This is a genomic window from Sphingomonas sp. OTU376, assembly GCF_038440415.1.
Classification (GTDB): domain Bacteria; phylum Pseudomonadota; class Alphaproteobacteria; order Sphingomonadales; family Sphingomonadaceae; genus Sphingomonas; species Sphingomonas kyeonggiensis_A.
This window is the reverse complement of sequence record NZ_JASATQ010000027.1, coordinates 1-12,763: the sequence shown is the minus strand read 5'-3', so window position 1 is coordinate 12,763 and position 12,763 is coordinate 1. Positions and strand designations below refer to the sequence as shown.

11 protein-coding genes are annotated in these 12,763 nt (G+C 66.6%); 5 read left to right on the top strand and 6 right to left on the bottom strand.

From position 1 onward, the window contains the following. The first annotated feature begins 50 nt into the window (after window positions 1-50). The gene (locus tag AAHM44_RS12940) at window positions 51-2,768 is read left to right on the top strand and encodes a PAS domain S-box protein (RefSeq protein WP_342250232.1); all 2,718 of its coding nucleotides are present in this window, start codon (window positions 51-53) and stop codon (window positions 2,766-2,768) included. Window positions 2,769-2,920: 152 nt separating this feature from the next. Here AAHM44_RS12940 and AAHM44_RS12935 read toward each other — a convergent pair whose 3' ends face one another. Further along, window positions 2,921-3,352 carry a DUF488 domain-containing protein gene (locus tag AAHM44_RS12935; RefSeq protein WP_269575298.1) on the bottom strand — a complete coding sequence of 144 codons (432 nt, stop codon included), beginning with the start codon at window positions 3,350-3,352 and terminating at the stop codon, window positions 2,921-2,923. Further along, window positions 3,349-3,993: a lysoplasmalogenase family protein gene (locus AAHM44_RS12930; RefSeq protein WP_342250231.1), complete on the bottom strand. Its 645-nt coding sequence runs from the start codon at window positions 3,991-3,993 to the stop codon at window positions 3,349-3,351. Before AAHM44_RS12930 ends, AAHM44_RS12935 begins: the two co-directional genes overlap by 4 nt. 58 nt (window positions 3,994-4,051) lie before the next feature. Here AAHM44_RS12930 and trmFO point away from each other — a divergent pair, with 58 nt between their 5' ends. Further along, complete coding sequence (gene trmFO / locus AAHM44_RS12925; protein ID WP_269575296.1) at window positions 4,052-5,398, top strand: methylenetetrahydrofolate--tRNA-(uracil(54)-C(5))-methyltransferase (FADH(2)-oxidizing) TrmFO; 1,347 nt, start codon at window positions 4,052-4,054, stop codon at window positions 5,396-5,398. Here the strand turns inward: trmFO and AAHM44_RS12920 are convergent. Continuing rightward, window positions 5,368-5,865: an EF-hand domain-containing protein gene (locus AAHM44_RS12920; protein ID WP_342250230.1), complete on the bottom strand. Its 498-nt coding sequence runs from the start codon at window positions 5,863-5,865 to the stop codon at window positions 5,368-5,370. The two genes, trmFO and AAHM44_RS12920, sit on opposite strands and share 31 nt — an antisense overlap. A 46-nt stretch (window positions 5,866-5,911) precedes the next feature. Continuing rightward, on the bottom strand, window positions 5,912-6,571 hold the full coding sequence (locus AAHM44_RS12915; protein ID WP_342250229.1) for a squalene/phytoene synthase family protein: 660 nt from the start codon (window positions 6,569-6,571) through the stop codon (window positions 5,912-5,914). Between the two features lie 198 nt (window positions 6,572-6,769). On the opposite strand from AAHM44_RS12915, the gene AAHM44_RS12910 reads away from it, so the two are divergent. The 3 genes from AAHM44_RS12910 to AAHM44_RS12900 are packed head-to-tail and all read left to right on the top strand — an operon-like array spanning window position 6,770 to window position 9,827. Beyond that, complete coding sequence (locus AAHM44_RS12910) at window positions 6,770-8,500, top strand: pilus assembly protein TadG-related protein (protein ID WP_342250228.1); 1,731 nt, start codon at window positions 6,770-6,772, stop codon at window positions 8,498-8,500. Further along, window positions 8,497-9,117: a TadE/TadG family type IV pilus assembly protein gene (locus AAHM44_RS12905; protein WP_269575292.1), complete on the top strand. Its 621-nt coding sequence runs from the start codon at window positions 8,497-8,499 to the stop codon at window positions 9,115-9,117. The genes AAHM44_RS12910 and AAHM44_RS12905 overlap by 4 nt, the downstream gene beginning before the upstream one ends. Beyond that, a complete protein-coding gene (locus AAHM44_RS12900; protein WP_269575291.1) occupies window positions 9,114-9,827 on the top strand; it encodes a TadE/TadG family type IV pilus assembly protein in 714 nt (237 codons plus the stop codon). The genes AAHM44_RS12905 and AAHM44_RS12900 overlap by 4 nt, the downstream gene beginning before the upstream one ends. Before the next feature lie 102 nt (window positions 9,828-9,929). On the opposite strand, the gene AAHM44_RS12895 is transcribed toward AAHM44_RS12900, so the two are convergent. Then, window positions 9,930-11,336: a pyruvate dehydrogenase complex E1 component subunit beta gene (locus AAHM44_RS12895; RefSeq protein WP_269575290.1), complete on the bottom strand. Its 1,407-nt coding sequence runs from the start codon at window positions 11,334-11,336 to the stop codon at window positions 9,930-9,932. 1 nt (window position 11,337) lies between these two features. Beyond that, on the bottom strand, window positions 11,338-12,384 hold the full coding sequence (gene pdhA / locus AAHM44_RS12890; RefSeq protein ID WP_269575289.1) for a pyruvate dehydrogenase (acetyl-transferring) E1 component subunit alpha: 1,047 nt from the start codon (window positions 12,382-12,384) through the stop codon (window positions 11,338-11,340). Between the last annotated feature and the right edge of the window lie 379 nt (window positions 12,385-12,763).

Sequence of the window (12,763 nt, the reverse complement as noted above, 5' to 3'; positions counted from 1 at the left end):
TTTGCTTGGCAACGGTGAGGGAGCGTCTGCCAGAGAATTGGTTTGCGTCGGTGCTCCCGGCGCTGCAGCTGTTCGTCGGTGCGCTGGCCGGCTGCATCGCCTGGGCTCTCTGGCATCGCTCTACCGGCCATAGCCCTCCCATCGGGCTCGCCATCGGCGTTTCGGTCGGCGGATTGCTGCTCACCAGCACGCGATTCTGGCCACTGCTCGCGGTGGCGGTGCTGCTCACCTATTGGCTGTTCCAGTCTCCCTTCCCGCTGATCGAACAGCTTTTCCGCGCATTGGGGCTGGCGCTCGGTGCATTGGTCACCGCGATGCTCATCAAGCGCCGTGGCATCAACCCGAACGAACTGCTTGATCCGCGTTCGATCCTCTGGATCTTCCTGGCCGCGGTTGCCGGCTCGCTCGTCGCGGCCACGATAGTCGCGCTTGGCGCGACGGTGGTGGGGCAACCGGCTACTTTCATTGACAGGTTCGCGCAGCAAGGGCTTGGCATGATCCTTGTGGCGCCGCTGGTGCTTGTGTGGGCGACGCCGCCGCGCGAGCGCTGGTCGCCCTTGCGCTGGGTCGGCTTCGTCGCGGTCATGCTGTTCTGCGGCGCCATCGCCGCCCATGCCTTCCTTACGACGACCGGCAGCCCGATGAGCTGGGCGATCTTCCCACCGCTGGTGCTTGCCGCGCTGGGATGGCACCTGCGGGGCGCGACGACGTCGGTGGTGATCAGCGCATTGATCGTGCTGTGGAGCACCGAGATCGAAACCGGCCCCTTCTCCACTGCGGCGTCCGACCATCGCCAGCTCCTAGCCCAGATATTCGTCGCGGTGACCTGTGCGACCATATTCCTGCTGGCTGCCTATGCCGATGAGCGCCATGCGGAGGACAAGCTCAGCCTGGCGGCGCGCAGGCTGGAGATCGCGCGGCTGAACCTGACCAACATGGTTCGCGATGCGACTTCGGCGGTGGCGATCCTCGACCGGAATCTGCACTTCGTCGCCACGTCCAAGCGCTTCATCACCGATTTCCGCCTGCCCGAGGGCGTGTCGATAGAGGGGCGCAGCCATTTCGAGGTCTTTCCGACCTGCGCTCCGGAGCGTCGGCAGCAATATGCGCGCGTGCTGGCGGGCGAGACGCTTTCGGGCAATGGCGATGCCTTGCATCATCCGGACGGCACTGTCGATTATGTCCGCTGGAGCTTCCACCCGTGGCGCGACGAAGACAGCCAGATCGCCGGCGTCGTGATAACCAGCGAGTTCATCACTGCCGAGATGGAGGCTCGGCGCAGGCTGGAGGAGGCCGAGCGCCGCTATCGCGCCGTGTTCGAGCAGGCCGGCGTGGGCGTCGCCCGCCTCTCGCTCGAGGGCGTCTTCCTCGAAGTGAACGACCGGATCTGCGAGATGACTGGCTATCCCCGCAATGAGCTGCTCGGGCAGAATTGCCGCAAGGTCGGCACCGCGGAGCAATGGCCGTCGACCGAGGAAGGCATCCAGGCGCTCGCCCGTGGTGAAATTCCGCTCTATTCGGACGATCGCATGCTGCGGCTGCCCGATGGTCAGCTGCGTCCGGTGCATTGCACCGCCAACATGGTGCGGGCGGGCGACGGCGCGCCGGATTATATCGCGGTGGTGATCCTCGACGTGTCGCGCCGCATCGCCGCCCAGCGCGCGCTCGAGGAAAGCGAGAAACTGCTCCGCCTTGCCCAGGAAGCCGCCGGCGTGGGGGTCTGGGAGATCAATCTGATCCGTGGCGGCTCGCGCCATTCGCCGGAAAGCGCGCGCCTGTTCGGGCTCGAATGGCACGAGGGCGAATATCGCCTGGCGGATGTCGCCGATCGGCTCGGGATCGATCAGGTCATCGAGCTGCGCAAGGCGATCGTCCATGCGCGGCGAACCCAGGGGCCGCTCGACATGACGCTGCGCCTCACCATGGCCGATGGCGAGATCCGCTGGGTGACGCTGCAGGGTCGCTATGATCCGCACAATGGCCAGCCGCGGCTGCTCGGCCTCATCATCGACATCACGCATGATATCGAGGCGGAGGCGCAGCTGCGCGAGGCGCATGAGAAGCTGCTCCGCCTCGCCCGCCTGAACGCGATGGGCGCGATGGCGTCGACGCTGGCGCACGAGCTGAACCAACCGCTGGCGGCGATCACCAACTATCTCGAGGCCTGCCGCTACCTCACCCGCTCGCGCGGCGATCCCGATCATGACATCCTCGACGCGCTCGACCGGGCTCGGGTGCAGGCGCTGCGGGCCGGCGACATCATCCGCAAGATCCGCTCCTTCACCGTCACCGGCGAGGTCAACCAGGCGCATCTCGATCTTGATCGCGTGATCCGCACCGCCTGCACCGCGGTGCGCCAGCTCAAGGTCTCGCGCGAAGTGACGATCGAGTGCGACTGCGACACCGGTGAGGCCGAGCTGATCGGCGATGCGCTCCAGATCGAGCAGGTGCTGACCAACCTGATCCGCAACGCGGTCGAGGCGACCAGCCATAGCCCGCTGCGTGAAGTCAGTGTGACGGCACGGACCGAGGAACATGAGGTGATCGTCCGGATCGCCGATTCCGGCCCGGGCCTCAGCGACGCGATCCTCGACAATCTGTTCGAGCCGTTCCGCACCACCAAGGAAAGCGGCACCGGCCTCGGCCTGCCGATCTGCCGCACAATCGTCGAGGCGCATGGCGGGCGGCTCTGGGCGGAGAACCGGCCCGAGGGCGGTGCGATGTTCAGCTTCGCGCTGCCGAGCGTCGAGGCCAGCGTAACAGCCTGAGGCACTGCGCAACAAACTGAAACACCGCTGCAAGACCCGGCCGGCAGAGGGGAGCGGGCCGGCGCCTTGCCCCTCTGTGACGCCGGTCCCCCAAACCTACGGGGCGGCCGAATCTCCCCCTGACATTACGGCCGCCCCGGCCTTTCCGGGCCCTAGGGAAACAGATCCACCACCTCGGCACCCTCGCCCTCCGCGGCGAGCAGCAGGGTGCGGTGGCAATGGGCCGGATCGCGCTCGAAACAGAGCAATGCGCTTGGCTTTTCCGCCGCCAGCGCCCGCATCCTCGCCGCTTCCGCCTGTGCCTCGGGCAGCTCGAGCTGGCCGGCATAGACGCCGCGCAGCGTCTTCACATCGCCCTTCTTGGCGGCGTCGCGGCCCAGCTTGGGCGTGCCGAGGTTCTTGAGCAGCACATAGTCGATCCCCGCGTCCTTCAGGCTCGCCGCGAGGATGTTCTTCGAGAAGCCCGGCCGCCGCGACAGCGGCACCGCCCGCACGTCGATCACCCGCTCCACCCCGGCCTTGCGCAACGCCGCGATGAACTCGTCCATCGTCGTCGCTTCATAACCGATGGTGAAGATCCTCATGCCGTGGGCATCTCCTGGTTCAGGGTATGAACGCCGCCCCAGGCGATCAGTGCCTGGCCGATGAAATAGGTTGGCCACACCAGCAGCGACGCGACCAGCGGCGGCAGCATCCGCCCTTCGTTGAGGAAGATCAGCCAGTCGGACACGAAGAACAGCAGCGCGCCCGCCGCGACCAGCGTGCCGAGCCGGCTGAGCATCGCCGAGGCCGCCATCAGCGACAGGCCGAACACGTAGAAAGCGAGCAGCTCGACCTGATAGCCGCCCTTGAACACCCACCAGGCGAGCAGCGCCATGCCCATCGCCACCGGCGGCGCGATCCACTGAGCGGCGGGTACGCGCTTGTGGCGCAGATAGAGATAGGAAGCGAGGAAATGCCCGGCGAGGAAGGCAAGCCCGCCCGCCGCCATGCCCTGCAGCTCGAGCAGCACGTCGCCCAGCGCGCCCAGCGCCAGCACGGCCCCGAGCACCCGCCCGTCACCGCTTGCCGCCTTGCCGCGCGCCCAGAAGGCGAGCAGCGCGACGCCCGCGCCCTTCCACACCACTGCGGCGGTCCCGCCCGCCGCCAGCCAGACATTGGCGTAATAGGTGGCGCCGGCGATCAGGGCGAGCGCGAAGAGCGGGTCGATACGGGTGCGGTCCATTCGCCCCTGATGCCGTGTGACTGGCGCATTGCCAAGCTTGGCGCTACCGGACGTCCCCATGCACGACATTCACATCATCGGCGGCGGCCTGGCCGGCTCGGAAGCCGCATGGCAGCTGGCCAACAAGGGCTTCAAGGTCCGCCTTTCCGAAATGCGCGGCGGCGGCACGATGACCCCGGCGCACCAGACCGAGGGCCTGGCCGAGCTGGTCTGCTCGAACAGCTTCCGCTCGGACGACGCCCAGAGCAACGCCGTTGGCCTGCTCCACCAAGAAATGCGCGACCTCGGCTCGCTGATCATGGCGCAGGGCGACATCCACAAGGTCCCCGCCGGCTCCGCCCTCGCCGTCGACCGCGACCGCTTCTCCGACGGCGTCACCGCCGCGCTGATGGCGCATCCGAACATCGAGATCGTCCGCGAGCGCATCGACAAGCTGCCCGAGAGCGGTCTGACGATCGTCGCCACCGGACCGCTCACCGCGCCCGGCCTGGCCGAGAGCATCGGCACCGCCACCGGCAAGGACCAGCTCGCCTTTTTCGATGCGATCGCCCCGATCGTGCATCGGGACTCGATCGACATGGACGTGGCCTGGTTCCAGTCGCGCTGGAACAAAGTCGGCCCCGGCGGCACGGGCAAGGACTATATCAACTGCCCGATGACCAAGGAGCAGTATTACGCCTTCCACGCCGCCCTGATGGCCGGCGAGAAGACCGAGTTCCGCGAGTGGGAGGATGTCCCCTATTTCGAAGGCTGCATGCCGATCGAGGTCATGGCCGAGCGCGGGCTGGAAACGCTCCGCTTCGGCCCGATGAAGGGCGTCGGCTTGGATGACCCGAAGACCGGCCGCTGGCCCTATGCGGTCGTCCAGCTCCGCCAGGACAATGCCAGCGCCACGCTCTGGAACATGGTCGGCTTCCAGACCAAGCTCAAATATGCCGAGCAGGTTGCGCTGTTCCGCACGATCCCGGGGCTCGAGAATGCCGAGTTCGCCCGCCTGGGCGGCCTCCACCGCAACACCTTCATCAAGTCGCCCGAACTGCTCGACGGCCAGCTCCGTCTCCGGAGCGCGCCGCATATCCGCTTCGCCGGCCAGATCACCGGCTGCGAAGGCTATGTCGAAAGCTCGGCGATCGGCCTGCTCGCCGGGCGCTTCGCCGCGGCCGAGCTCGCCGGCGAGACGCTGACCGCGCCGCCGCGCGAGATGGCGCTGGGCGCGCTGCTCTCGCACATCACCGGCGAGGCGGAAGCCGAGACCTATCAGCCGATGAACGTCAATTTCGGCCTGTTCCCGCCGATCCCGGGCAAGACGAAGAAGGCCGATCGCAAGCTGATGTACACCGATCGCGCCCGCGAGGCGAAGACCGGCTGGATGGCTCAGCCCTCGCTGTCGTCCGCAGCGTCCTGAGCCGCCGGCGCCTGCGCCTTCGCTCCGGCGGGCGCGCAGACGCAGCGCGGCTTGGGCTTGCGCTTCACGGCGGTGGTGGCGAATTCGGCGCGGGTCAGCACGCCTGACTTGTCCTTGTCCGCCCCGGCGAAGCGCTCCACCGCCTTTACCGACCATTCCTCGAAGCTCAGCTTCCCGTCCCGGTCGGTGTCGAGCCGGGCGAACAGCTTGCGGCGCAGGGCGAAGAACTCGTCCTTGCTGATGCCGTCATTCTTGTCCTTGTCGATCCGGTCGAACCGCTTCTGCTCGCGCGTCTTTGCGGCGGCGCTCGGCGGCTCCCCCGGAACATCCTGCTCCGTTTCGGACGCGATTGCCGCCACGGGCGCCTTTGGAAGGCTGTTTCCGGTACTGGCGGACCCGCGAAACAGGAAAAGACCCGCCACGACCAGCAGCAGTGCACCGCCCGCTCCCACCAGATAGCGCCACATTTCCGCTCTCCCCTCTGAGAAGAGCGAGGCTAACGCGGCACCGGGGTCAGCGTCCAGTCAGCCGGTGCCAGAGCAGACGGCCGACGCGCCCCGGCGCGCCTGCCGCCTGGGGTGCCTCGGCCAGGTCCATCCGCGCCAGATGCGCCAGCGCGCCCAGCGCGCGTCCCGCCCGGCTCCAGCGCGCGCCGCTGGCCTTGGCAAGCAGCGGAACCGCGAGATCGCGGGCAGTCGCCCTCTCGTCCTCCGCATCCAGGTTCCGGCCGAGATCGGCGATCGCCCAGCCCTGCCCCGCGACTGCCAACGGGTCGCCCTTGGCGCCCAGCAGCGCGCCCGCGGCAAGGAACAGATGCCCGCGCCCCTCGCCGAAGCGCTGGATCGCATCGGCGTCGAGCACTTCCTCCTCGATCAGCACTTCCCAGCCATGGACGATCGGCACCAGCGACGCGCCGGTAACGCCGCGCGGCAGCACCTCTGCCTCGATCGCGCGCAGCACCGGCTCTGCGGGCGCCGGCGCGCGATCGAGCTTCTCCAGCGCCTCGCGCCACCAAGCCAGCCGCATCTGGCCGACCGCCGGCTCGCGAGTAGTCCGCAGCAGCTGTGCCAGTGCGTCGTCCAGCGCGAGCAAGGCCACCAGGCCCGGGCGGCCGGCAATCGGTGCATAGCTCAGTGCCAGATCTCGTTCCGGCTGCTCCACGATCCCGTTCATGCCGCGAGTCCCAACGGTTTTAAGGCCCGCATTAACCTTCCGGATTTATACGTATTTAGCGACAACTGAGCCAAGCAGTCTCGTTGTCGGGGGATGAGGGGCGCAAAAATGAGTGACGGCCGGCCGATTGCGGGTGGTTCGATACGCGCTTTTCTGGGCGCGCTGGCACGTGATACGCGTGCGAACACGCTTGCCATCATGGCAATCGCGCTGATCCCGCTTGCGGGCATGGTGGGCGGCGGCATCGACATCAGCCGCATGTACATCGTCAAGACGCGTCTGCAACATGCATGCGATGCGGGCGCGCTCGCGGGCCGCAAGACGATGGGCGGCGGCACCTGGGCGCAGACGGTCAACGGCACCGCCAATTTCCCCGAGGTAACCGCGAAGAACTATTTCGACGCGAACTACAACAAGGACGCGTACGGCGCCGGCACCGTCACCAAGGCGTTCAGCGAGAATGCCGGCAAGGTGAGCGGCACCGCGTCGGCCGTGCTGCCGATGACGCTGATGCGCATCTTCGGCAAGACCTCCGAGACGCTCAGCGTCACCTGCGACGCCGAAATGCGCCTGCCTAACACCGATGTGATGTTCGTGCTCGATACCACGGGCTCGATGGATCAGGACGACGGCAAGGGCACCAAGAAGATCATCGGCCTGAAGACCGCGGTGAAATGCTTCTACGAGATCGTCGCGCGGCTCGACACCGATGCGACCTGCGAAGGCGGCGCGCCGAGCGGCGGCACCGGCAACCAGGTGCAGATCCGCTTCGGCTTCGTGCCCTATGCCACCAACGTCAATGTCGGCCGCCTGCTCAAGACCGAGTGGATGCCGGACAGCTGGACCTACCAGACGCGCAAGCTCGCCAACACGCCCTCGGGCAACTGGGGCAACTGGACCAGCCAGCAATCCACCTCGTGCGGCAACATACCGGAAGACACCGAATCGCGTCAGTACACGATCGACAGCCGTGATCGTTGGGGCAATTGCACCTATCGCTATCGCAACTGGTCGGGCACCGCCGCCAAGTGGAACTATGGCGCGCTCAGCCAGACGATCTCGGGCCTGAAGAACGGTACGAACTGGAATGCCAGCTTCACCCTGCCGATCGGCGCGGGCGGCGCGCAGACCACGCTTACCTGGGACGGGTGCATCGAGGAGCGCACCACCGTGCGCCAGTCCACCTATCAGCCGATCCCGAGCGGCGCCAAGGATCTCGATATCGATTCGGTGCCCGATTCCGATGCCACGCGCTGGGGCCCCGCGCTTCCCGGCATGATCTTCACGCGCAAGACCGGCGCGCGCAACGGCGGCAGCTATGACCTGGCGGCGGTGAACAACACCGACGCGATCTATAACAACACGTCCTACTACGCCTGCCCGACAGTGGCGAAGAAGCTCCAGTCCTGGACCGCCAGCGATTTCGACGATTATGTCGACAGCCTCACGCCCGAAGGCAACACCTATCACGACATCGGCCTGCTCTGGGGCGCGCGCCTGCTCTCGCCGACCGGCATCTTCAAGTCGGAGAACGCCTACACCCCGCAGGGCGGCGAGATTGAGCGCCACCTGATCTTCATGACCGACGGTGACACCTGCACCGGCACCGACAACTATACCGCCTATGGCGTGTCGTGGTTCGACCGCCGCACGACGGATGCCTCCTCGGCGCCGACCGATGGCTGCACCGACACCGGCACGCTCACCACGCAGGTCAACGCGCGCTACACCGCGCTGTGCGAGGCAGTGAAGAACAGCAAGATCACGCTGTGGGTGATCGCCTTCGGCAACCTTGCCGCGTCCACCGAGACGCGCCTCACCAACTGCGCGACCACCGGCCGCTATTTCAAGGCAACCAGCTCCAAGGACCTGCAGGACAAGTTCCGCTCGATCGCGGACCAGATCTCGCAGTTGAGGCTCACCAAATGATCCGGCGCCCCCTTCCCCGTCTTGCTCAGGACGAGCGCGGCGCGACGATCGTCGAGTTCGCGATGATCGCCCCGGTCATGGGCATCCTGCTGCTCGGCGCCTTCGACGTGGCTCACACGCTCTACATGCGCGCGGCGCTGCAGGGCGTGGTCCAGAAGGTCGCGCGCGATTCAACGCTGGAAAGCGGCCTCGACGTCAATACCCAGGCCACGCTCGATGCCAAGGTGACCGGCCAGGCCAAGGCGCTCGCCAATAACGGCACGGTGGCGATCACTCGCAAATGGTATCGCACCTTCAGCAATGCCGCGGCCGCGAAGTTCGAGCCTTTCACCGACACCAACGGCAACGGCACCTGCGACGGTCCCTCGGGCGGCACGCCGGGCGAGCTGTACGAAGACAATAACGGCAACAACAAATGGGATTCGAGCGGCGGCAACAGCGGGGCGGGCGGCGCCAAGGATGCGGTGGTCTACACCGTGTCGGTCAGCTATCCGCGCTTCTTCCCGATCTACCGGATCATCGGCGGCTCGAACCAGACCACGGTTACGGCCTCCACCGTGCTGCGCAACCAGCCCTATGGCGACCAGGGCGCTCCCACCGTGAGGAACTGCCCATGAGCCGCGTATCGGCCCTTCCTCGCCTGCTGCGGCGTTTCCGGGATGACAAGAGCGGCGTCGCGCTGCTCGAATTCGCCTTCTCGCTGCCGATCGTGCTGACGCTCAGCCTCACTGGCGCCGAGCTGACCAACTATATCATCACCAAGATGCGGGTGAGCCAGATCGCGCTTCACCTCGCGGACAATGCCGCGCGTATCGGCTCGGGCACGCAGCTCCAGGCCAAGACGATCAGCGAGGCGGACATCAACGACCTGCTCACCGGCGCGGACCTGCAGTCGGGCGAGCTCAAGCTGCTCGCCAATGGCCGCGTGACCATTTCGAGCATCGAGCCCGATCCCAGCAACTCCGGCAAGTCGCGCATCCGCTGGCAGCGCTGCCAGGGCGACAAGACCTCGCTGGGTTCGACCTATGGCGCCCAGGGCGACAAGAACCTGGCCGGCGTTGGGCCTTCGACCCGCCAGGTCGCGGCACCCGACAATGGCGTGACCATGTTCGTCGAAGTGCGCTTCCAGTACACGCCGCTGATCAAGACCTCGCTCTCGCCGACCAGCGAGTTGAACGAGATCGCCTCGATGATGGTGCGCGATCGCCGCGACACCACCGACGACAGCAGCCTGGGCAACGCCGCGACGCATCCGCGCGGTATCTACAAGGTGAGCGGCGTCAGCCCGTCGATGTGCTCCGCCGGCCAGGCCTATCTCGAAACCTAGGCGTCAAAGCTTCGCGCCTGCCGGTCGTTCTCCCTCGACCGGGCTGGCAAAAGAAAAGGCCGGGGTCTCCCCCGGCCTTTTCCGTGTTCGCTATGAAGCCGATCAGCCCTTGTAGGTGACCTTCTTCACTGCCGCGACCACCTTGTCGGCGGTGATCAGCGCCAGCTTCTCGAGGTTCGCCGCGTAAGGCAGCGGCACGTCCTCGTTGGTCACGCGCAGCACCGGCGCGTCGAGGTCGTCGAAGCCTTGCTCCATCACGACCGCGGCGATTTCCGATGCGATCGAGCAGACCGGCCAGCCTTCCTCGACCACCACCAGGCGGTTGGTCTTCTTCAGGCTCTCCAGAACGGTAGCCGTGTCCAGCGGACGCAGCGTGCGCAGGTCGACCACTTCGGCGTCGATGCCCTCGCCTGCCAGCTTGTCGGCGGCTTCCAGGGCAACGCCCACGCCGATCGAGTAGCTGACGATCGTCACGTCCTTGCCCGCCCGGACGATACGCGCCTTGCCGATCGGCAGGACATAATCGTCGAGCTGCGGGATCTCGAAGTGACGGCCGTACATCAGCTCGTTCTCGAGGAACACGACCGGGTCTTCCGAGCGGATCGCCGCCTTGAGCAGGCCCTTGGCGTCCTGCGCGTCATAGGGGGCGATCACGATCAGGCCGGGGACGCTGGCGTACCACGGGCCATAGTTCTGCGAGTGCTGCGCGCCCACGCGCGAAGCGGCACCATTCGGACCGCGGAACACGATCGGGCAGCGCATCTGGCCGCCGGACATGTAGTTGGTCTTCGCCGCCGAGTTCACGATGTGGTCGATCGCCTGCATCGCGAAGTTGAAGGTCATGAACTCGATGACCGGCTTGAGCCCGCCCATCGCCGCACCCGCACCCAGGCCGGCAAAGCCGTATTCGGTGATCGGCGTGTCGATGACGCGCTTCGGGCCGAACTCCTCGAGCAGGCCCTGGGTCACCTTGTAGGCGCCCTGATACTCGGCGACTTCCTCGCCCATCACGAAGACGCGCGGATCCTTGCGCATCTCCTCGGCCATCGCGTCGCGCAGCGCTTCGCGGACGGTCACCTTGACCATCTCGGTGCCCTCGGGGATCGCCGGGTCCTGGACCGTGGCGGCCTTCTCGCTGGCGAGCTGCTTGGTGCCGCTGTCGGCCTTTTTCGGCCCGCCATCCTCGCCGGCAGCCGGCTCCGCCGCGGCAGGCGCAGGCGTCGGGGCCGGCGCAGCAGCAGGTGCCGGAGCCGCGGAGGCATCCTCGCCCTCGCCCGCGATCGTCGCGATCACGGTGCCGACCTTCACGTTATCGGTGCCCTCGGCGACCAGGATCTTCGCGATCGTGCCTTCGTCGACCGCCTCGAACTCCATCGTGGCCTTGTCGGTCTCGATCTCGGCCAGGATGTCACCCGACTTCACCGTGTCGCCTTCCTTGACGAGCCACTTGGCGAGCGTGCCCTCCTCCATGGTGGGCGACAGCGCCGGCATCTTCAGTTCGATCGCCATCTCAGTAGGACTCCACCAGCACGTCGGTATACAGTTCGGAAGCATCGGGCTCGGGCGTCTGCTCGGCGAAGTCGGCAGACTCGTTCACCACCTTGCGGATCTCCGCCTCGATCGCCTTCAGCTCGGCCTCGGTGACCTTCATGTCCTCGAGCTCGCGCTTGACCTGCTCGATCGGATCCGACTTGTCGCGGACCGACTGGACCTCTTCACGCGAACGATATTTCGCAGGGTCGGACATCGAGTGCCCGCGATACCGGTACGTCTTCATCTCGAGGATGATCGGGCCCTTGCCCGCGCGGACCCAGGCCAGCGCTTCCTCGGCGGCGCCTCGGCAGGCGAGCACGTCCATGCCGTCCACCTGGATGCCGGGGATGCGGAAGCTCTCGCCGCGACGATAGAGCTGGTCTTCCGACGAAGAGCGGTTGACCGACGTGCCCATGGCGTACTGGTTGTTCTCGATCACATAGATGATCGGAAGCTTCCACAGCTCGGCCATGTTGAACGATTCGTAGACCTGGCCCTGGTTCGACGCGCCGTCGCCGAAATAGGCCATGGCGACGCCGCCATCCTCGTTATACTTGTGCGCGAACGCCAGGCCGGTGCCGAGCGACACCTGCGCGCCGACGATGCCGTGGCCGCCGTAGAACTTCTTCTCGGTCGAGAACATGTGCATCGAGCCGCCCTTGCCGCGGCTGATGCCCGCCGCGCGACCGGTCAGCTCGGCCATGATGACCTTGGGATCGATGCCATAGGCGAGCATGTGGCCATGGTCGCGATAGCCGGTGATCACCGAGTCCTTCTCGCCGTCGAGCGCGGACTGCAGGCCGACCGCAACGGCTTCCTGGCCGATATAGAGGTGGCAGAAGCCGCCGATGAAGCCGAGGCCATAGAGCTGGCCGGCCTTCTCCTCGAAGCGGCGGATCAGCAGCATCTGCTTGTAGAATTCGAGCAGCTGCTCCTTCGAAGCCTCGAACCGCTTGGGCTCTTCGGGCCGCTCGCGGTTGGTCTTTGCGGGTTCAGTCGTTTTGCGTGCCGGTGCTTTGGCCACAGGAAATCCTCGTCCGGGGAGGGGGAAAGGCGGGTGCCTATAAGCGCGTTTTTGCCCGCCGCGCAACAACGCGCGAATAGCCGGTGCCGTGCCCCTGACGCGACGGCAATTGCACTCTCTGCAACCAAAGATGCGAGTTGCGAAAGTTGCAATGCAGCATGATTTGGAGGCGCTGCGGCGTAGGAGAGAAGAGGCCGCCGCACGCGGTTCGCCGCCCCTACCCGCTCGTCCCAACCAGTTCCCCGGCGAAGGCCGGGGGCCAGCTGCAATGCCGTTTGTGAGGCTCCCGCTCCTCCATACTCCCCTCCCTGCAAGGGAGGGGTCGGGGGTGGGTTGCGCCCCCCGGCGTACCCCGGGGCCCCCGGGGGGCGGGCGGGGG

Bases quoted from the DNA above. Each gene is read 5' to 3' on its own strand.
- AAHM44_RS12935 (WP_269575298.1), bottom strand. From the start codon at position 3,352: ATGAGGATCTTCACCATCGGTTATGAAGCGACGACGATGGACGAGTTC.
- AAHM44_RS12930 (WP_342250231.1), bottom strand. From the start codon at position 3,993: ATGGACCGCACCCGTATCGACCCGCTCTTCGCGCTCGCCCTGATCGCC.
- trmFO (WP_269575296.1), top strand. From the start codon at position 4,052: ATGCACGACATTCACATCATCGGCGGCGGCCTGGCCGGCTCGGAAGCC.
- AAHM44_RS12920 (WP_342250230.1), bottom strand. From the start codon at position 5,865: ATGTGGCGCTATCTGGTGGGAGCGGGCGGTGCACTGCTGCTGGTCGTG.
- AAHM44_RS12915 (WP_342250229.1), bottom strand. From the start codon at position 6,571: ATGAACGGGATCGTGGAGCAGCCGGAACGAGATCTGGCACTGAGCTAT.
- AAHM44_RS12910 (WP_342250228.1), top strand. From the start codon at position 6,770: ATGGCAATCGCGCTGATCCCGCTTGCGGGCATGGTGGGCGGCGGCATC.
- AAHM44_RS12905 (WP_269575292.1), top strand. From the start codon at position 8,497: ATGATCCGGCGCCCCCTTCCCCGTCTTGCTCAGGACGAGCGCGGCGCG.
- AAHM44_RS12900 (WP_269575291.1), top strand. From the start codon at position 9,114: ATGAGCCGCGTATCGGCCCTTCCTCGCCTGCTGCGGCGTTTCCGGGAT.
- AAHM44_RS12895 (WP_269575290.1), bottom strand. From the start codon at position 11,336: ATGGCGATCGAACTGAAGATGCCGGCGCTGTCGCCCACCATGGAGGAG.